18 protein-coding genes and 1 riboswitch are annotated in these 19,609 nt (G+C 69.0%); of the genes, 5 read left to right on the top strand and 13 right to left on the bottom strand.

What is annotated here, in order from left to right; all coding sequences use genetic code 11:
- Positions 1-8: 8 nt before the first annotated feature.
- From CAL25_RS15315 to CAL25_RS15290, 6 genes are all read right to left on the bottom strand, one after another.
- Positions 9-2,273, bottom strand: coding sequence for a xanthine dehydrogenase family protein molybdopterin-binding subunit (locus tag CAL25_RS15315; RefSeq protein WP_094801606.1), 2,265 nt, complete (start codon positions 2,271-2,273; stop codon positions 9-11).
- A gap of 8 nt (positions 2,274-2,281) precedes the next feature.
- Positions 2,282-2,731 carry a (2Fe-2S)-binding protein gene (locus tag CAL25_RS15310; protein WP_094801525.1) on the bottom strand — a complete coding sequence of 150 codons (450 nt, stop codon included), beginning with the start codon at positions 2,729-2,731 and terminating at the stop codon, positions 2,282-2,284.
- Between the two features lie 163 nt (positions 2,732-2,894).
- Positions 2,895-3,788, bottom strand: coding sequence for a LysR family transcriptional regulator (locus CAL25_RS15305; RefSeq protein ID WP_094801523.1), 894 nt, complete (start codon positions 3,786-3,788; stop codon positions 2,895-2,897).
- A 54-nt stretch (positions 3,789-3,842) separates the two neighbouring features.
- A complete protein-coding gene (locus tag CAL25_RS15300; RefSeq protein ID WP_094801521.1) occupies positions 3,843-5,018 on the bottom strand; it encodes an MFS transporter in 1,176 nt (391 codons plus the stop codon).
- A 57-nt stretch (positions 5,019-5,075) separates the two neighbouring features.
- A complete protein-coding gene (locus CAL25_RS15295) occupies positions 5,076-6,125 on the bottom strand; it encodes an NAD(P)-dependent alcohol dehydrogenase (protein ID WP_094801519.1) in 1,050 nt (349 codons plus the stop codon).
- Positions 6,126-6,262: 137 nt separating this feature from the next.
- Positions 6,263-7,168, bottom strand: a complete 906-nt coding sequence (locus tag CAL25_RS15290; protein ID WP_094801517.1) for a LysR family transcriptional regulator — start codon at positions 7,166-7,168, stop codon at positions 6,263-6,265.
- 106 nt (positions 7,169-7,274) lie between these two features.
- Here CAL25_RS15290 and CAL25_RS15285 point away from each other — a divergent pair, with 106 nt between their 5' ends.
- Positions 7,275-7,538, top strand: coding sequence for a hypothetical protein (locus CAL25_RS15285; RefSeq protein ID WP_094801515.1), 264 nt, complete (start codon positions 7,275-7,277; stop codon positions 7,536-7,538).
- Positions 7,539-7,550: 12 nt separating this feature from the next.
- Here the strand turns inward: CAL25_RS15285 and CAL25_RS15280 are convergent, their stop codons facing one another.
- Positions 7,551-8,303: a GntR family transcriptional regulator gene (locus tag CAL25_RS15280; protein ID WP_249279104.1), complete on the bottom strand. Its 753-nt coding sequence runs from the start codon at positions 8,301-8,303 to the stop codon at positions 7,551-7,553.
- A 107-nt stretch (positions 8,304-8,410) separates the two neighbouring features.
- On the opposite strand from CAL25_RS15280, the gene CAL25_RS15275 reads away from it, so the two are divergent.
- From CAL25_RS15275 to CAL25_RS15265, 3 genes are read left to right on the top strand one after another with little or no spacing between them, the layout of a single operon-like run.
- Positions 8,411-9,772 (top strand): class-II fumarase/aspartase family protein, encoded by a 1,362-nt coding sequence (locus tag CAL25_RS15275; RefSeq protein ID WP_094801512.1) that lies wholly within the window; start codon positions 8,411-8,413, stop codon positions 9,770-9,772.
- A 44-nt stretch (positions 9,773-9,816) separates the two neighbouring features.
- Positions 9,817-10,797 carry a Bug family tripartite tricarboxylate transporter substrate binding protein gene (locus tag CAL25_RS15270; RefSeq protein ID WP_094801510.1) on the top strand — a complete coding sequence of 327 codons (981 nt, stop codon included), beginning with the start codon at positions 9,817-9,819 and terminating at the stop codon, positions 10,795-10,797.
- Between the two features lie 9 nt (positions 10,798-10,806).
- Complete coding sequence (locus CAL25_RS15265) at positions 10,807-12,324, top strand: fumarate hydratase (RefSeq protein ID WP_094801508.1); 1,518 nt, start codon at positions 10,807-10,809, stop codon at positions 12,322-12,324.
- Between the two features lie 112 nt (positions 12,325-12,436).
- Here the strand turns inward: CAL25_RS15265 and CAL25_RS15260 are convergent, their stop codons facing one another.
- Genes CAL25_RS15260 through CAL25_RS15235 form a run of 6 tightly spaced genes read right to left on the bottom strand, consistent with a single transcriptional unit; the run spans position 12,437 to position 18,339 of the window.
- A complete protein-coding gene (locus tag CAL25_RS15260; RefSeq protein WP_094801506.1) occupies positions 12,437-13,216 on the bottom strand; it encodes a 3-oxoacyl-ACP reductase in 780 nt (259 codons plus the stop codon).
- Position 13,217: 1 nt separating this feature from the next.
- Entirely contained in the window at positions 13,218-14,258 is a 1,041-nt protein-coding gene (locus CAL25_RS15255) for an ABC transporter substrate-binding protein (protein ID WP_249279103.1), read from the bottom strand.
- A complete protein-coding gene (locus tag CAL25_RS15250) occupies positions 14,255-15,034 on the bottom strand; it encodes an ABC transporter permease (RefSeq protein WP_094801504.1) in 780 nt (259 codons plus the stop codon). The genes CAL25_RS15255 and CAL25_RS15250 overlap by 4 nt, the downstream gene beginning before the upstream one ends.
- On the bottom strand, positions 15,031-15,807 hold the full coding sequence (locus CAL25_RS15245) for an ABC transporter ATP-binding protein (protein ID WP_094801503.1): 777 nt from the start codon (positions 15,805-15,807) through the stop codon (positions 15,031-15,033). The genes CAL25_RS15250 and CAL25_RS15245 overlap by 4 nt, the downstream gene beginning before the upstream one ends.
- Entirely contained in the window at positions 15,797-17,260 is a 1,464-nt protein-coding gene (locus tag CAL25_RS15240; RefSeq protein WP_094801502.1) for an acyl-CoA reductase, read from the bottom strand. The genes CAL25_RS15245 and CAL25_RS15240 overlap by 11 nt, the downstream gene beginning before the upstream one ends.
- Complete coding sequence (locus CAL25_RS15235; RefSeq protein WP_094801501.1) at positions 17,257-18,339, bottom strand: long-chain fatty acid--CoA ligase; 1,083 nt, start codon at positions 18,337-18,339, stop codon at positions 17,257-17,259. The genes CAL25_RS15240 and CAL25_RS15235 overlap by 4 nt, the downstream gene beginning before the upstream one ends.
- A gap of 62 nt (positions 18,340-18,401) precedes the next feature.
- A riboswitch (TPP riboswitch) is annotated at positions 18,402-18,493 on the bottom strand.
- Positions 18,494-18,681: 188 nt separating this feature from the next.
- Between CAL25_RS15235 and CAL25_RS15230 the strand changes: the two genes are divergently transcribed.
- The gene (locus CAL25_RS15230; protein WP_094801500.1) at positions 18,682-19,566 is read left to right on the top strand and encodes a formate/nitrite transporter family protein; all 885 of its coding nucleotides are present in this window, start codon (positions 18,682-18,684) and stop codon (positions 19,564-19,566) included.
- Positions 19,567-19,609: the final 43 nt, after the last annotated feature.

The following is a 19,609-nucleotide window of genomic DNA, read 5'->3' as shown; positions in this document are numbered from 1 at the left end:
GGGCGGGATCAGGATTTGAAGGTGTGTTGCGAGAACGGCATGCTGCGCAGGCGTTCGCCGGTGAGAGCCGCCACGGCATTGGCCACGGCCGGCGCCACCGCCGGCAGCGGCGGCTCGCCAATGCCGCCCATCTTGGCGCCGCTCTCGATCACGCGCACATGCACGCGCGCCATCTGGGCGGGCGTGAGGATCGGATACAGATCGTAGTTGCGCGCCGCGGGCATGCCGCCCTTGTAGACCGCCTCTTCCACCAGCGCCTGCGACAGGCCGAGCGCCACGGCGCCGTTGACCTGGGCGTCGACGATGGCGGGATTCACGATGCTGCCGGGATCGATGGCCTGCCAGATATCGTGCACCCGCACCTGGCCTTGCGCGATCGACACCTCGGCGATCACGGCGGCCTCTGTGCCGAACGGCGATGCCATGGCGACGCCACGCGCCCGCCGCGAGCCATCGGCCGCGGTATACGGGCCGCGCTTCCAGCCGCCCGAGAGCTCGCCCACGGCGCGCAGCAAGGTGGTCAGGCGGGCGTTGCCCTGCAGCAGATGCAGGCGCAGTTCGTAAGGATCCTTGCCGCCCTTGTCGGCCAGCTCATCCAGAAAGGCCTCGTACATGAAGTCGTTGAGCGAGTTGCCCACCGAGCGCCAATAGCCCAGCATCGCGGGCTGCTTCACGTAGAGCTGCGCCACGCGGCGATTGGCGATTGCGTATTCCTTGTGCGTAAGCCCCTCGAGCGCGGTGGGATCGAGCTTGGCACCGCGTTTGTTGTTGATGCCTTCGGTCGGTCCCTCGGTCACGCTGACCACGTCGAGGGCCACCGGGTTGCCATCCGCATCCAGCGCCCCGCGAAAACGCACCGCGGCCATCGGGCGCAGCGTATCGCGCAGGAACTCTTCTTCGCGGCTCCAGATCAGCTTGACCGGACGGCCCACCGCTTTCGCGAGCGCGATGGCCTGGGGATAGGGATTGGCGGTGTTGTACAGGAAATGCCGGCCAAAGAAGCCGCCCAGGAGCGGGGAATGGATCCGGATCTGTTCGGGGGTCAGCCCGGTGCGCTTGGCCACGTCGGCGCGGAACATATCCGGCGCCTGATTGGGCGCCCACAGGTCGAGCGTGCCGTCGTCGTTGAAGCGCGCCAGCGCCGACGAGGGTTCGAGCTGCGCGTGATTCAGGTATTGGCTGTAATACGTTGCGCTCACAACCGTCTTGGCGGCTTTCAACGCCTCGGCGGCGTTGCCCACCGATTCGGCCTGCTCGCCCTCGCCTGGCTCGTTGGCCAGCCGCTCCTTGAAAGCCGCCGTGGAGAAATCAGCCGGCATGTGACGGCCCTCCGCGCCTTCCGCGGGCTCGATCCACTCGGCCTGCACGGCCTCGGCCGCCCGCTTGGCATCCCACCAGCGCTCGGCCAACACCGCGACCGCGCCCGGCAGGCGGTGCACCGAATGCACGCCCTTCATACCTTCAACCTGCGCTTCGTTGCGCAGCGCGCCGAGAGTCATGCCGAGCCGCGGCGCATGTTGCACGGCGGCATGCAGCATGCCGTCGACCTTCATGTCGATCGTGTAGACCGTCTTGCCCGTGGACTTGTCGTGCGCGTCGAGCCGCGCCACCGGTTTGCCGATCCACCGGAACTGAGCGGGATCGCGCAGCGTGACGCTGGCGGGGTCGGGCACCGGCAGGTCGAGCGCAGCGGGCGCGAGCTCGCCATAGCTCAGGCTGCGGCCGGAGGCGGCGTGCAGGACCTTTCCGGGTTCGGTACTCAGCTCGGCCACCGGGACGCCCAATTTCGCGGACGCAGCCTGCAGCAGCATCTGCCGGGCCAGTGCTCCGAGCCGGCGCATGGCGGCATAGCCGAAGCGTACCGACATGCTGCCACCGGTGATGCGCATGCCGTTCTGCATCACCACGAACTCCTTGCCCGGCGGCGCGCTGTCCACGACGAAGGTGGCCGGATCGGCATCGAGCTCCTCGCCCACGATCTGCGCCATCGCGGTAAAGGTGCCCTGCCCGCCCTCGATGAACGGGCTGAGCAGTCGCACCGTGCTGTCCGGACGGATCTCCAGAAAGGCAGGGACCTGCGTGCCGGGTTCGGCCGCGGCCGCGGCGCCCTGGGCGCGTGCTTTGCCCAGCGGCAGGCCGAAGCCCAGCACCAGGGAGCCGGCGGCGGCGCCCGCCGAGGTCAGCAGGAAGCGGCGGCGAGACACGTTCACGGGTTCCGCCATCGACAGGGCGGCGCCCAGCGGGTCGGCCTCGAGCCAGGGAAGCTTGGACATGGGATGCATCACGCGGCCCCTGACAGATCGTGCACCGCCGCCTTGATGGCGTTGTACGTGCCGCAACGGCAGAGGTTGATCATCGCGGCCTCGATGTCGGCGTCGGTGGGGTTCGGAATCTGCTTGAGCAGCGCCGTGGCCGCCATCACCTGGCCCGACTGGCAATAGCCGCACTGCGGCACCTGATGCTTCACCCAGGCCGCCACCACACGCTTGCCCACCTCGTCATTCTCGATCGCCTCGATGGTGGTGATCTTGCGTCCGGCCATGCCTTCCACCGGCACCACACAGGAGCGCATGGCGACGCCGTCGACCAGCACCGAACAGGCGCCGCACTGCGCGAGACCGCAGCCGTACTTCGTGCCGGTCATGCCCAGCTCGTCGCGAATGACCCACAACAAAGGGGTGTCGGCGTCCGCGGAGACCGCCGTGGTCTTGCCGTTGATATCCAGTTCCATGCTGTTCTTCCTGTGCCTGATTTGGTTTGCCGGAGGTCCGGCGCACACATCGCGCGGCCGACGAGACCGCGCATCATCGATGCTGCGAAAGCTATCACGGCGCACCGCGCCACGACTCCATCAAATCCTGCCGACAGCCCACCACGATAAGACCGTGATCCCATCAGCCGGGATGGCGCAGGGTCTCGATCACCACTTGCATCGCACGCGAGGTTTCCCGCCCGCGCGCATAGAAAAGATGAAAACCCGGGAACGTGCGCCACCACGACTTCAGCACGGGCACCAGCCGGCCGCTGTCGAAGTGCGGCTGCGCCAGATCTTCCGGCACATAGGCCAGGCCATGGCCCGACAGCGCGGCGTTCAGGATCTGATAGATCCCGTTGAAGATGAGGGAGCCATCGACCCGCACATTCATGCTGCGCGTGCCCTTCTTCAGCTCCCATGCATACAGGGTGCCGCGCGTGGGCAGGCGCAGGTTGATGCAGTCGTGCGAGATGAGATCCTGCGGGCTCGCGGGCATCGGCCGCGATGCGAAGTACGCCGGCGCGCCCACGATCACCAGCCGCAGGTCCGGGCCGATACGCACCGCCGACAGATCGTTGGCCAGCACATCGCCCAGGCGCACGCCGAAGTCGTAGCGGCCCCGCACGAGATCGCTCAGCGCGTAATCGGAGTGCATCTCGAGCTTGATCCGGGGATACACGGGCAGCATCGGCGCCAGGCGGGGCCACAGCACCGTGTCGATCACGTGATCGGTTGCCGTGAACCTGATGGTGCCCGAGGGCGTCGCGCCCAGCTCGGCCACGGACCTCAGCTCGGATTCGATGTCGGCGAGCCGCGGCGTCACCGCGCTCAGCAGCCGTGCGCCCGCCTCGGTCACCGAGACGCTGCGCGTCGTGCGCGTCAGGAGCCGTACCCCCAGGCGCTCTTCCATCTTGCGGATGGTGTGGCTCAGCATCGACTGCGACATCCCCAGCTGGGCGGCCGCGCGCGTGAAACTGCGCTCGCGGGCCACCGCGCCCAGTGCAAGCAATTCACTGAATTGGGTTTGCGACATGAGATCCGTCCTTCGCGGGCGCCGGCGCACCACGCCATGCTACTCCGCGTTACGTCAGCTGCCCATCGCGCCATGCTCGCCGGCCAACGCCGCCGCCGGGGCGTCGTGGCCCTGGCGCGCGCGGCGTCCCACCCAATGCGCGAGCACGGCGGCCGTTACCAGCATGAGGGCGCTGGCCGTAAATGTGCCGCGATAGCCGTTCATGTCGTACAGCAGTCCGCCGACCGTCGCGCCGAGCGTAATCGACAGCTGCACGATCGCGACGAGCAACCCGCCGCCCGCCTCCGCGTCATCGGGCAACGTGCGCGCCAGCCAGGTCCACCATCCCACGGGCGCCGCCGTGGCGAGCAAGCCCCACAGACCGGCCAGCAACGCGGTGCCGCCCGCAGAGCCGCCCAGCACCATCAACGCGACCGCGATCACGGCCATCCCCATGGGGATGACGCACAAGGTGCGATAGAGCCCGGGGCCCGACAGATAGCGGCCGATCAGGAACGTGCCAGCGAGGCCGGACGCGCCCAGCAGCAACAGCACCAGCGAAATGCCGGTCACGTCGAGATGCGTGACGGTCTCGAGGAACGGCCGCAGGTACACGAACAGCGCGAACTGGCCCATGAAGAACATGCCCGATGCCAGCATGCCCAGCACCACCATGGGCCGCCGCAGCAGCGCGATGACGCCTCCGGGGCGCGACGGCACGCGGGCCGGAAGGCGGGGCAGCGTCGCCAGGGCCCACAGCAGCGCCACGCCAGCCACGGGCACCACGGCGAAGAAGGCCCAGCGCCAGCCCACGATGCCACCCAGAAAGCTGCCCAGCGGCGCGGCGAGCACGGTGGCGAGCGCATTGCCGCCGTTGAGCACCGCGAGCGCGCGCGGCACCTGCAGCGGTGGCACCAGGCGCATGACGGTGGCGGCCGACATCGACCAGAACCCACCGATCGCCACGCCGATCAACGCTCGGCCCGCCATGAAGGCGAGGTTGTTGGGCGCGAACGCCACGACCGTGCCCGACAGGATCATCAGCAGCATGAGCCCGAGCAGCAGCCTCCTGCGATCCAGTCGGCCGGCCACCGACGAGATGCAAAGACTGGTCACCAGCGCGAACGCACCGGAGATGGCGATCGCCTGGCCGGCCTGGCCCTCGCTGATGCCGAGGTCAGCGGCGATCGGCGTCAGCAGGCTGACCGGCATGAACTCCGAGGCGACGAGCGCGAACGCGCCCAGCGACATGGCGAGGACGGCCCCCCAGGCGGCGTGCCGGCTCGGCGTAGCAGACGAGGCCACCGCTCAGGCCGCCAGCGTTGCGTTGTCGATCACGAAGCGATACTTCACGTCGCCGGCGAGCATGCGCTCATACGCCTCGTTGATCTCATCGGCGCGGATGAGTTCGATGTCGGCGACGATGCCGTGCTCGGCGCAGAAATCCAGCATTTCCTGGGTCTCGGCAATGCCACCGATCATCGAACCCGCCAGCGAGCGGCGTTTCATGATCAGGTTGAACACTTCGGGCGAGGGATGCGGCGTCGCCGGCGCACCCACCAGCGTCAGGGTGGCATCCCGCTTGAGCAGCACGAGGAACGCGTCCAGGTCGTGCGGTGCGGCCACCGTATTGACGATGAGGTCGAAGCTCCTGGCATGCGCCTCCATCTCCTCGACATTGCGCGACACCACCACCTCATCGGCACCCAGCGCGAGCGCATCGGCGCGCTTGGACTCGGAGGTGGTGAACGCCACGACATGCGCGCCCATGGCGTGGGCGAGCTTGATGCCCATGTGGCCCAGCCCGCCGATGCCGACGATACCGACCTTCTTGCCCGGACCCGCGTTCCAGTGGCGCAGCGGCGAATACGTCGTGATGCCGGCGCACAACAGCGGCGCGACCGCCGCAAGCTGCGACTCGGGATGACGGATGCGCAGGGCATAACGCTCGTGCACCACGATCTGCTGCGAGTAGCCGCCCAGCGTCCAGCCCGGCGCATCGGGCGTCGGAAAGTTGTAGGTGCCGATCATGCCGTCGCAATAATTCTCCAGGCCCACGCCGCAGTCGTCGCAATGCTTGCAGCTATCGACGATGCAGCCCACGCCGACGAGGTCGCCCTGCGCGAAGCCGGTTACGTGCGCGCCGACGGCGGCGACGCGGCCCACGATCTCGTGGCCGGGCACGCAGGGAAACAAGGTGCCGGCCCATTCCGCGCGCACCTGGTGCAAGTCGGAATGACACACGCCGCAGTAGGCGATGTCGATCTGGACGTCGTGCGGCCCGACCGGGCGGCGTTCGATGTCCATGGATTCGAGAGGCTGGTCGCCGGCGTGGGCGCCGTAGGCTTTGACGGTCATGAGCGTAGTCCTTGCAGATACAGGCTGTCCGGTGGCGGACGGCAAGGCGCTACTGTAGGCGCTCGGCGGGCGACGAAAAACCCGCATAAAGCGCATGCAACCATGAATGGCGTTGATAAATGGGCCGGCGCTTGCGCTCAGCCGTCTTCCCGCAACGCGGCGACCAGCAGCGCCATCGCGCCCGAGCTCTGGCGCCGGCTGGGGTAGTACAGATGGAATCCAGACCACCGCGGGGCCCAGTCGGCCAGCACGCTGATCAGGTGGCCGGTCTTCACATAGGGCGCGGCAAGTTCCTGCGGCACGTACGACACGCCCAGGCCGGCCACGGCCGCGTCGAAGCAGTCATAGATGCTGTTGTAGGTGAGCTGCCCCTCGACCCGCACGTTCACCTGACGCTTGCCGTTGTCGAACTCCCAGGCCCACAGGCCGCCGTAGGTGGGCAGCCGCAGGTTGATGCAGTTGTGCCGCATCAGGTCTTCGGGCGTCTTGGGCAGGCTGCGCGGCGTGAAGTGCTGCCGGGTCGCGACCACCGCGAAGCGGATGTCCGGGCTGATGCGCACCGCGATCATGTCCTGCGCCACCGATTCGCCCAGGCGCACGCCGGCGTCGAAGTCCGCCGCGGCCAGGTCGGTGAATGCATTGTCGGCCGCAAGCTCTACGCGGATGCCCGGATACTTGGGCAGGAAGGCCTTCAACTTGGGGCTGAGCACCTGGCGGATGGCGTGGTCGGAAGCCGTGATGCGGATCGTGCCGGTGGGGCTCTCGCGCAACTCGGCCAGCGCCGCCAGCTCGGCGTCGATCGCCGTCAGTTGCGGGGCCACCGTGGCGAGCAGGCGCTCGCCCGCGTCGGTCGGGACCACACTGCGCGAATGACGCACCAGCAGCTGCACGCCGAGTTTTTTCTCGAGGCCACGCACCGCGTGGCTCACGGCGGCCTGCGACAGGCCGAGCCGCGCGCCAGCGCGCGTGAAGCTGCGCTCGCGGGCCACGGCGATGAACGCCGTCAGCCCGGCGAACGAATCGCGAAGAATGTCTGTCTGCATGGAAGGATCGAGCGCACAAATGGCTGGCGCCACGATACCAGCGCACGGCCGCGGGCGCGAGGCTTGCTATAACTATGCCTGCAGCAACTCTTTCGGGGCGCAGTCCATGTCTGTCTTCACGTCGAGCCGCTATGCCGCGGTGATTCTTCTCGCGGCCCTGGCCGGCTGTTCGAGCAAGCCCAGCGCGCCCGACGGGCACGGCCAGACACGCGCCGAGGATGGCCGCGTCGCCAACGACTGCGGCTGGTTCCGCAGCCGCTGCATGTTCGAAGGCTCTTATGAATCCGGCGAACGCGCCTACGCCGAGCAGGAAGCGCGCCGGCTCAACCAGGCCGAACTCGAACGGCTGCGCCGCGCCAGCAGCCGCTGACGCCCGCGCCGCTCAGTGTTCCCGGATCAGCGTGGTCGTGAATTCGTAGCGGCCCGCCGGGTGATACGACAGCGACGCCTCCACGATCTGCCCTGCCTGATCCTTGTACTGACGCCGAATGAACAGGCCCGGTGATTCCGCGGCCACCGCGAGCTCGCGCGCCACCGTTGCGGGCAGCGCGCAGGCCGAGATCGTCTGCGCCACGGAGGCGATGCGGCGTCCGTAGTGCGCTTCGATCAGGTCCGACACCAGGCGGTCGGGATGCTCGCGGGCCAGCTTGCGCACGCCCTTGTAATGGGCATCGACATACAGCTCGGTCCAGACCAGCCGCGGCTGGCCTTCGGCGCCACGTGTGGACGAAAACTTCAACCAGCGCGTGCCCGGGCCCACGCCCAGTTGCAGCGCGAGACCGACATCCACCACCACTTCCTGGGTCTGATGAATGGTGCGCGGCGTCTCGGCGGCCAGCTGCACCAGGTCTTCGAGCGAGCCGAGCGACTGGCTGAAGCCTGTCCTGGGCCGCGCGGCGATCACCTCCGTGCCGCTGCCCCGGCGGCGCGCGATCAGGCCCAGGTCCTGCAGCTGGCGCAGCGCGGCGCGCACGGTATGGCGGCTGGCGTCGAATTCCTCGGCCAGGGCATGCTCGGCGGGCAGCAGCGTGCCCACGGGATACACCTCGCTCGCGATCCGTCGCGCCAGTTCTTCCGAGATGCGGGTGTACAGCGTGATGGACATGGCAGGGGGGAAATGGGAGACGGACTCCATTCTATCTGCTGCTCCCACCGGCTCCTCCGCTACGGGTAATCCCCGGCGTTGACGCCGGACCAAGCGCCTGCTTAAATGTACGTACAACTTATTAAGAGCGTACATTTATGCCCATCTCAGTCCTCGAATCGGCCCTGTTCAAAGATATGTTCGGCACCGCCGCGATGCGCGCCGTGTTCGACGATGAGGCCACCGTGCGGCGCTATGTGGACACCGAAGTGGCGCTGGCCCGCGTGCAGGGCCGCCTCGGCGTCATCCCCGCCGCGGCCGCGGCCGCCATCGAAGCGCGCGCCGACGCGGCCGCGATCGACATGGCACGGCTGCGCGACGAGACGGAGATCGTGGGCTATCCCATCCTGCCGCTCGTGCACCAGCTCGCGCACCAGTGCGGCGCCGAGGGCGAATACCTGCACTGGGGCGCCACCACGCAGGACATCATGGATACGGCCACGGTGCTGCAGGTGCGCGACGCGCTGGCCATCATCGACGACGACCTCGCCGCGCTCGACGGCATTCTCGATGCGCTGGCGCTGCGCTATCGCGACGCGCCCATGGCCGGCCGCACCCATCTGCAGCACGCCCTGCCCATCACCTTCGGCTACAAGGCGGCCGTCTGGCTGCTGATGGTGCGACGCCATCGCGAGCGCCTCGAACAACTGCGGCCTCGCGTGCTGATCGGCCAGTTCGGCGGCGCGGCGGGCACCCTCGCGTCGCTGGGCGACGAGGGCCTGGCCGTGCACGCGGCACTCATGCAGGAGCTGGACCTCGGCGCCACGCCGGTCACCTGGCACGTGGCGCGCGACGGCCTGGCCGAAACGGTGCAATTCCTGGCCCTGGTGGCGGGCTCGCTGGGCAAGATCGCCGTGGACATCATGCTGATGATGACCAACGAATTCGCCGAGGCGTTCGAGCCCTTCGTGAAAGGCCGCGGCGCATCCAGCACCATGCCGCAGAAGCGCAATCCGATCTCGTGCGAACTGATGTGGAGCGCCTCCAAGACCGTGCGCCAGCACGCCGGACTGGCGCTCGACGCCATGCTGCAGGACTTCGAGCGCGCCACCGGCCCCTGGCATGTCGAATGGACCGCGGTGCCCGAGGCCTTCGTGCTGACCGCGGGCGCATTGCGCCAGGCGCGTTTCATGTTGGGCGGGCTCGAAGTGGACACCGCCCGCATGAGCCGCAATCTCGACCTCTCGGGCGGCCTCATCGTGGCCGAGGCCGTCATGATGGGCCTCGCGCCGCACATCGGCCGCCAGACCGCGCACGACGTCGTCTATGACGCCTGCCGCGCCGCGGCCACCGCGCGCCGCCGCCTGGCCGACGTGCTGCGCGAGGATCCGCGCGTCACGCAGCGCCTGGACGGCGATGCCATCGAACGCCTGTGCGACCCCGCCAACTATCTCGGCGCGGCCCCCGCCATGGTCGACCGCATGCGCGACCACGCCTACGTTCCCCATTCGCCGGCCTGACCGGCGCCCACCCCACACAGCACAAGAACACACGGAGACAAACCATGAAGAACTGGATGGCGGCACTGACCGTCGCGGGCGCGTTCGCCCTGCCGCTGGGCGCGCAAGCGCAAGACAACTACCCCTCGCGGGCCATCACCTGGATCGTGCCGTTCGCAGCCGGCGGCCCCACGGACGCGATGGCGCGCAACGTGGCCAACCGGGTCGCGCAGGAGCTCAAGCAGACCATCCTGATCGAGAACGTCGGCGGCGCGGGCGGCACCATCGGCGCGGCCAAGGCCGCGAAGTCCACGCCCGACGGCTACACCTTCCTGGTCGGCCACATCGGCTATATGGCCGCCGCGCCTTCGCTGTATGCCCGCCTGCCGTACGACCCGGCGCGCGACTTCCAGGCGGTGTTCCGCTTCCCCGATACGCCGCTGGTGCTGCTGGTCGGCGAAAAATCGCCCTATAAATCCGTGTCCGATCTGATCGCGTTCGGCAAGCAGAACCCCGGCAAGCTCAACTTCAGCAACGCGGGCGTGGGCTCGACCTCGCATCTGGTGGCGGCCATGTTCGCCAGCCAGGCCGGCATGGAGATCACGCCCATCGCCTACAAGGGCGCGGGCCCGGCGCTCAACGACCTGATGGGCAATCAGGTGGACGCCATGTTCGACCAGACCAACACCGCCCTGCCGCAGACCCAGGGCGGCAAGGTGCGCGCGCTCGGTCTCACGTCGAGCGAGCGCATGCCGCAGTTCCCCGAGGTGCCCACGATGGGCGAGAAGGCCATCCCCGGGTTCCAGGTCTCGACCTGGTACGGCCTTTATGCGCCCAAGGGCACGCCCGACGCGGTGGTGCAGACGATGTACCAGGCCTGGCAGAAAGCGCTGCAGGATCAGGCCTTCACGGGGCGCATGAGCGAGCAGGGCATTCAGCTGCTGCAGCCCGCGCAATACGCGCCGGCGGCCTTCCAGCAATTCACGGCCGAAGAGATCCAGCGCTGGGCGCAGGTGATCAAGCAGGCCGGCATCACGCTGCAATAGGATCCCGTCATGCGCGTCGTGCAAGCCGCGGACATCGAGACCAGCATCGCCAGCGCGCTGCAATCGATCAGCCACACCCACCCGGCGGATTTCGTGCAGGCGCTGAAAGCCGCGCATGCACGCGAAACCCGCGACGCGGCGCGCCAGGCCCTGCTGCAGCTGCTGGTCAACAGCAAACTGGCCGCGGCGGCGCGCCGGCCCGTCTGCCAGGACACCGGCGTGGTGCACGTGTATGTGCGCATGGGTATGGACGTGCGCGTCATGCACGATGACGCGGGGCCCACGCCCAGCCTGCAGACGCTGGCCAACCGGGCGGTCGCGCGCGCCTATACCTGTTCCACCAATCCGCTGCGGGCCTCCATCATTCGCGACCCGCTCGGCGCGCGGCGCAACACGCGCGACAACACGCCGGCCATCGTGCAGGTCGAGCTCGTCGAGGGTGAAGACCTGCGGCTCACCGTCGTGGCCAAGGGCGGCGGCGGCGACGTCAAGGCGCGCTATGCCATGCTCAACCCCAGCGACAGCGTGGCGGACTGGGTCGTGGCGCAGCTGCCGGGCATGGGTGCGGGCTGGTGCCCGCCCGGCGTGCTGGGTCTGGGCGTGGGCGGCTCGCCCGAGCAGGCCATGGCGCTCGCCAAACGCGCACTGTTCGCGCCGATCGACATGCCGGCACTGTTCGCGCGCGGCGCCGCCACGCCCGAAGAGGCCCTGCGCGTCGAGGTGCACGACCGGGTCAACGCACTGGGCATCGGTGCGCAGGGCCTGGGCGGCGACACCACCGTGCTCGACGTCAAGGTGGCCACCGCGCCGTCGCATGCCGCGCTGCTGCCGGTGGCGCTCGTGCCCAACTGCGCGGCCACCCGTCATGTCACATTCGACATGCCGCTGGCGGGTCCGGCGCATCTGCCCGAGACCGATCCCGCCGTGTGGGACGGCATCCCCGATGCGCTGCCCGACCGATCGGGCCGGCGCGTGGATCTCGACACGCTCACGCGCGACGACGTCGCGAGCTGGCAGGCCGGCGAAACCCTGTTGTTGTCGGGCAAGCTGCTCACGGGCCGGGATGCCGCGCACAAGCGCATGGCCGACCTGCTCGATCAGGGCCAGCCCTTGCCCGTGCCGCTGCAGGGCCGGGCGCTCTACTACGTCGGCCCCGTGGATCCCGTCGACGGCGAGGCGGTGGGCCCGGCCGGCCCCACCACGGCGACCCGCATGGACAAGTTCATGCCGCAGCTGCTCGCGCGCACCGGTCTGCTGCTGACCATCGGCAAGGCCGAGCGGGGCGCCGAAGCGCGCGCCGCCATCCGCGCGCATGGCGCGCCGTACCTGATCGCCGTGGGCGGCGCGGCCTATCTGGTGGCGCGCAGCGTGCAGGCCGCGCGCGTGGTGGCGTTCGCCGATCTGGGCATGGAAGCGATCTACGAATTCGTGGTGCGGGACATGCCGGTGACCGTGGCGGTGGACGCAGGCGGCCGCTCGCTGCATGCGGTGTTCGAGCTCGTGCCCGAGCCAGGCCGCACCGCCTGAGCTGGCGCGCCGCGCGCCACCCGAAACACGCCGCACCTGCCGCGCGGTACTCGACACACGCCGCGCGGTACTCGATACAAACGGCGAGCGGCGTTGCCGCTCTCCCCATGTGTCAGCGCATCACCAGACCGCCGTCCACGAACAGCACCTGGCCCGTCATGAATCCGCTCCAGTCGGACGCCAGAAACAGCACCGGACCAGCCACGTCTTCGGGGCGGGCGATGCGGCGCAGCGGCGTGGCGGTAATCAACGTTTCGCGGAACGCGGCCTGCGTCTCGCCGCTGGCCTGGGTCGGATAGACGAGGCCGGGCGCCACGCAATTGACGCGGACCCCGTGCGGACCGAGCTCGGCGGCGAGATTACGGCTGAAGGCCACCAGCGCGGCCTTGGCCGTCGTGTAGTCGTGGTACGGCACCACCGGATGCTCGACCAGATTGCTCGCGATGTTCACGATGCAGCCCTGCGCGCGCCGCTTGAAATGCGGCACGGCCGCCTGGCATACGTTGAACGCGGCGCCGACCGCGCCATCGAACTGCGATTGATAGTCGTGCCAGGACAGCGCATCGAACGCGGTGCGGCGGCGCGGATCGAAGGCGTAATGACGCAGCGCGTTGTTGACCACCACGTCCAGCCGCCCCGTTTCCTGCACGATGCTGTCCACCATGGCCTGCACCGCTGGCGCCGAGCCCACGTCGGCCTGCACGGCCCACGCATCGCCACCCAACGCCTGGCATTGCTCGGCCACGGCCTGCGCGGCGCTGGCGTTGCTGAGATAGTTCACGACCACCGTGGCGCCCTCGCGCGCGAAAGCGCGTGCGATCTCGGCGCCGATGCCCCGGCTGGCGCCGGTCACGAGCACGACTTTCCCGGCAAACTTGCGATCCGCGCTCATGTCAGGCTCCCGGCAACAGGCTGGTGTCCACCACGCTGGCCACGTCGATGGGACGCTTGATCAACCCGAGCGCGCGGTAGGCGTCGGCGGCGCGCTGCAGCGCGTCGACATCGAAGGTGCCCAGCGGCCGCGCTACGCCGCCCGCGCCCGGCGAGGCCAGGCTCGAGGCATTGCGCAGCTTGATCACTTCGAGGTTGATGGCGCGGTCGGTACCGTCGATGGCGCGCTTGCCGGCCAGCGTGGCGGCTTCCTCGGGGTTCGCGATCATCCAGGCGGCGCTGTCGCGATAGCCTTTCAGGAACGCGCGCAGCAACGCGGTGCGCTCCTTCAGCACCGACTCGCGCACGACGAACAGATCGCTCGAGACGTTGATCACGTCGCGCACTTCCATCACATCGACCTCGCCCAATCCGCGGCGCCGGCCCACCGCGAGGCCGGTGTCCGTGGCGGCGGTCGCGTCGACCTGGCCCTGCAGGAGCGGCGCGAAATTCAGCACGCCGGTCACCACGATCTCGACATCGGCTTCGGTCAGCCCCGCCTGATGCAACATCACGAGCAGATTCTGGCGCGTCCCGCTGGCCAGGCTGTACACGCCGATGCGCTTGCCCTTGAGGTCGGCCGGCCGCCGGATGTTGGCGGACTTGAGCGACACTACGTTGAAGACGTTCTGCGGATAGATGTCGTAGATGGCGCGCAGCGGCTCGCCCTTGTCGAGCGCGGCGAACAGCGAGCCCGGGTCGGTGAAGGCCACATCCGCCTGCCCGCTGAGGATGTTGCGGATGGCGTCGCCCCCGCCCGCGCCGGGCAGGTAGACGAGCTCCACGCCCTGCGCCTTGAAGAAGCCCTTGTCGGGCTCGGCGAGCAGGTTGGTGATCTCCGCGATCGGCTTGCTCCAGCCGGCCAGCGTGATCCTGCCGCTGGCGGCGCCCTGCGCGCGCGCCAGCGGACCGAAGGCGGCGAGCCCGGCCAGGCCGGCGGCGGCGCCCAGCAGGGCACGGCGTTGAAGAGACGGCAGCATGGTGAGCGTCCTGGTTGATGTCATGGTTGATCGGTATAGGGGCGCAGCAGGCGGCGTTCGAGCCACAGCGTGGCCTGATAGCAAACCAGGCCGATGACGGCGATGGCGGTGAGCGCGGCGAACATGAGCGGCGTGTCCATCATGCCCTGCGCGGCGATGATCACCGCGCCCAGGCCGCGGCTCGCGCCGATGAACTCGCCGACCACCGCCCCCACCAGCGCGAGCACCACGGCCACGCGCAGCCCGGCCAGAATGCCGGGCAGGCCGGCGGGCAGCTTCAGGCGCAGCAGTGTCTGGGTGCGCGACGCGCCCAGCATGCCAAAGAGCTGCAAGCGATTGGAGTCGACCTGCCGGAGACTGGTCAGGGTGTTTTCCATCAGCGGAAAGAAGCAGATCAGCGCGGTCATCACCACGGTGGGAGCCATGCCGAACCCGAACCACAGCACGAAGAGCGGCGCGAGCGCCAGCTTGGGCACCACCTGACTCACGATCACATAGGGCTTGAGCACGCGGTCGAGCAACGCCGACTCGGCCAGCGCGACGCCGATCACCAACCCGGCCGCAGCGCCGAGCGCAAGGCCGAGCAACATCTCGGCCACGGTCGTGCCGATATGCGGCCAGAGGTAGCCCGAGGCCAGCGTGTTCCAGAGCGTGGCCGCCACGGCCGACGGCGCGGGCAGCACCAGGGCCGAAATGCCGGTCTGCCGCACCACGGCCTCCCAGATGCCAACGAGCGCGACGAGCAGCGCGAGCGACATCAGGCGCGCGCTGGCGCGGCGGCCACGTAACAAGCGGCTCATGCCGTACCTCCGGTCATGGCGTCGTAGACGCGCGCGCAGCAGGCATTGAAGGGCGCGCCATGCCGCATCGACGGGTGGCGAGGCGAGTGCAGGTCGACGCCGATGTCGGCGACCAGCCTGCCGCGATGCATCACGCCGACGCGATCGCCGAGGTAAACCGCCTCGCCGATATCGTGGGTGACGAACAGCACCGTCGTGCTGCGCAGCCGGCACATGCGCAGCAGGTCATCCTGCAGCTCGCCGCGCGTGATGGCATCCAGGGCCGCGAAGGGTTCGTCGAGCAACAGCAGCGCCGGCTCGAGAATCAGCGCGCGCGCGAGCGCCACGCGGCTCTGCTGGCCGCCGGAAAGCTGGCGCGGATAGCGTCGTGCATGGTCGGCCAGGCCCAGCATCGCGAGCAGGTCCTGCGCGCGCGAGAGGTCGTCGGCGCCGGGTCGGCGCTGCAGCGATACCGGCAGCAGCACGTTATCGATCACGCGATGCCAGTCCAGCAAGGTGGGCGCCTGGAACACATACCCCAGTTGCGGCCCCGGCGCGGCGGCGCTGCCGTCGGCCTGCACGACGCGGCCGCGCTGCGGCGCGAGCAGGCCGGCAGCCAGCTTGAGCAGCGTGGTCTTGCCGCAGCCGCTGCGGCCCACCAGGGTGTGAAAGCCGCCCTCCTCCAGCCGCCAGTCCACGCCGTCGACGATGGCCGGACTGCCCGGGTAGGCATAGACGGCCTGCCGGATATCCAGAAAGGGCGGCGGCGCCGGGTGTGCGGGTTCAGGGTTCATACGAAGCGTAGGGCTCGGCGGCGGCTTCGGCGGACGATTCGATCTCCGTCATGCGCACCAGGTCCAGCAGGTTGAAGCGTCCGTCGTGATGCCAGCCCGCCTCCGGCACGCTCATGGCGCCGAGCGCGCTGATGCGGGTGACGCCCGCGGCGCCGAGCCGCTCGGCCAATGCGTACAGCTCGTGCGGCGCGGCGGCGACGCCGGCGGTCTGCAGATATCGGGCCAGGCCCGCGACGGCGTCCACCGCCTGATCCAGCGTATCGATCGCGGCGACCACGATCGTGCGTTGCAGGGCGGTCGGCGCCAGCGCCGGCGCGCGATCGGTGTAGGCCACGTTCCAGGCCGCGCCGGGGTCGCCGATCAGTCCGTCGTCCGCCCCCGCGCGCGCGGGCTGCCATTCGATCGCCTGACGCCACTTGGCCACGCCCGCCGACTCGTCGAGATCGAGCGCGCGCCGCGGAAAGCGGCGCTGCAGATTGGCCAGCTCGGCGGCCACATAGGCCGCGAAATCGCGCGGCGACACTTCGCCGCCCCGCTGAACATAGAACACATGCGGCGAGTAGCAGCCCTGCTGGTCGTAGCGCATCACATCCCACGCGGCCCGGCGCGCGAGCGCGGGCGCCTGCAAGGCATCGAGCGCCTGCGCGCTGACCACGCCGAAGCCCAGCTTGTGGCCGTGCGCCAGAAAGCGCGTGGTCACGGGCAGGCGTTGCTGGATGGCCTGCAGCGCAGCGTTGCCGCCATAGGCCACCACCGTGTCGGCCTGCGCGTAGAGTGCTTCGGCATCTTCGCCGCCCGCGCCCCGCCACCACACCACCGCGAGGCAGTCGGCCAGCGGCGGATGCACCTCGGCCAGCACGCGCGCGAACCAGCCGGCGAAGAGCGGTTCGGCGGTGGGCAGCTTGCCGACGTTGCCGGCCTTCACGAGCAGGCCGCACACCAGGCTCCAGAGCGCCAGCGCCGGCACGTTGCCCGCCCAGCTGTGCACCAGCAGATCGGGCCCGTAGGCCCGCACGGCGCCGCCCTTGGCCGCCGGCTGAAAGCCGTCGAGCACCTTGGGGTTGGCGAAATCCTCGGCCACGAACCGGTGCAGCTGCGGGGCGCGAAACGTCCTGAGAAAGCCGGTCAGGCCCAGACGCACCATTTCGGCGTCGTAGCCACTCACCCGCGGCAACAGCGCATCGGCGTCGCGCCGGACGGGATCGTGCGGGTCGAGCAGGCGCGCGACCGCGCGATCGATCACGGCGATGATGTCGGACACGCTCATCGTCTTGAGGTGGCGCGCGGCCGCCGCGCGCACGCGCGCCGCCAGCGCGGTCATCTGCGCGGCCGTGAGCACCGGCACCGCCACCTCGACGCGATCCACGCCTTCGCCGAACGGCAGGATCTGCCATTGGACGTCGGCGGCCGCCAGGCCGGGCAGGTAGCCCGCCTCGATCCGGCGCGGCGTCATGGCGCGGCCGAGCGGATGAATTCTTCGACCGCGAGCGAGCAGCCCTTGGCCTGCGCCCCTTCGGCGCGGCCCAGCAACAGGAAGCCGCCGTCGGCCGGCTCGCCCACGTCTTCGGTCAGGATCGTGCTCACCGAATTGAAGTTGCCCAGGTCGCAATGCGCCAGGATGCCGCGCTCGCCGGCAGGCACGGTCTGGCCCGTGGCAGGATCGACCAGACGCGAGCGGATCCAGTGCGGGCCGGATTTCACCGAGGGCACCGTGGCATTGCCGTTGTCGTAGAACTGCGTGCTGAGCTCGGTCATGCCATACATGTTGATGCAGCGCGCACGCGGCACCCCGAGCAGCTCCGACAGCGCCGCATAGAACGCATCCAGCGGCAGCTCGCGCGACTGGCCCTTGTAGCCGCCCGTGTCGAAGAGCAGGCTGCCCGGCGGCAGGCGGAACGAGCGGCCCTCGCTGCGCAGCGCGTCGATCACGTGCACGAAGCTATAGCTGGCGCCCAGCAGGGCGTAAGGCTCGCCCTCGCGCTCGGCCTGCTCGAGGCGCTGCCACAGGCCGGCCAGGTCGATCCCTTGCGGCGACATGAAATAGCGGCTGTCGGGCGTGCCGAATTCGGATTTGGCCAGCGCCAGATAATGCGCCAGCGACGAGTTCGGCATGGCGATCTCGTCGGGAAACAGAATGCCCATGGGCAGGCGCGGCACGCCCTGCATCACGCGCACGGCAAAGTTGCGCGTCATCGACAGGTCGTACACATCGAGCCGCGGATGAAAATGCTTGCCCCGGGTGTCGGCGCGGGTGGTACCGCTCGTCATGAAGACACGCTCGCCGGGCACGGACGGCTCGCAGCGCAGCTCCATGGCCTTGAAGGCGTCGATCGGCACGGCGGGAATGTCGCTCCAGGTCTTGACGGTGCGCACCGTGGCGCCGCGACGCTGGCAGAAGCTGCGGTAGGCGGGGTTGGCGCCGTACTGATACGCGAACAGGCGCAGCGCGAGCGCGTCGAACTGGGCGTCGGTGCAGCCGTCCTGGGCAATGAATTCGAGGATGTCCGCCTCGGGCGGTGCGATCGGGCTCATGGGCTTTCGTGTTCCTGTGAAAGCTCCGAAGCCCGCCCCTGGCGGCCCGCTGCGGCGCGGCCTGTTGAGGTCGATGCTCTTCTTACGCCGGTATGAGCCGGTTCAAGTTCGCGGGTCTGAATCTCAGCACTGGCGTGCACCCCGGAGCAACAGCCAGTTTACCCCGTCGGCGCGCCCGGCATCGCCTGCTTACGGATGATGCAGAACGGCGGGCCGCCGTAGCGGGATTTACGTCTGCTTGCCTTGGACACCAATCGGCCCCTTTTTCTTCCCGCCCGCCTGACATATGGTTGAAATCACCTGCCACAGGGGCAGACCCGATACCGCCCTCCGGAGCGCACCATGGCCGAAAACGCCGCCTCGAACGACAAAAAAGAATCCGCGGAAGAACTGACCGAGAAGCTGCCGTCCAAGGCCGCCGCGGTCCACGAGATCATTCGCAAAGAAGGCGAGAAGGAGATGCGGCGCGACTTCTTCGCCCTGTTCTGGTCCGCCATCGCTGGCGGCCTGATCATGAGCACCTCGATGCTGGGCCGCGGCGTGCTGCAGGCTTACCTGCCCGACGCGCCCTGGGCGATTCTGATCGAGGCGATGGGCTACACCCTGGGCTTCATCTTCGTGATCACGGCGGGTCAGCAGCTCTTCACCGAGAACACCATCACGCCGGTGCTGCCCTTCATGTCGCAGCCGACCTGGCTCAAGCTCATCAAGCTGCTGCGGCTGTGGGGCACGGTGATGCTGGGCAATTTCGTGGGCGGCCTGATCGCCGCCGCGGTGTTCGCCTACCTGCCGATGTTCTCGCCCGAGGTCGACAAGGAGTTTCTGGCGATGGGCCACCACCTGCTCGAGGTGCCCAATGACAAGTCGTTCGCGACCGCCGTGCTGGCGGGCTGGCTGATCGCCCTGCTGGTGTGGATGATCCACGCGGTCGAGACCGGCCGCGTGCTGCTCATCTTCCTGATCACCTACCTGATGGGCATCTCCGACGTGGCCCACGTGGTGGTCGGCACGATCGAGGTCACGTATTTGGTGCTGCTGGGCGAAGCCACGATTTCGGAAAGCCTGTCGCGCTTCGTGCTGCCCACCCTGCTCGGCAACATCGTGGGCGGCACCTTCATTTTCGCCCTCATCAGCCACGCCCAGGTGCGCGCCGACGTGGGCCTGGACGTGCCGCCGACGGACGACGAGCCCAAGGCGATCGAGCGCGCGGGGAAGCTGGTCGATTGACCGGCCGGGGCGGCAGGTCCGCCCCCGGGGCGAAACGCGAGCG

The organism is Bordetella genomosp. 5 (assembly GCF_002261315.1).
Lineage (GTDB): Bacteria > Pseudomonadota > Gammaproteobacteria > Burkholderiales > Burkholderiaceae_B > Bordetella.
This window is presented reverse-complemented; position numbering and strand designations above follow the sequence as displayed.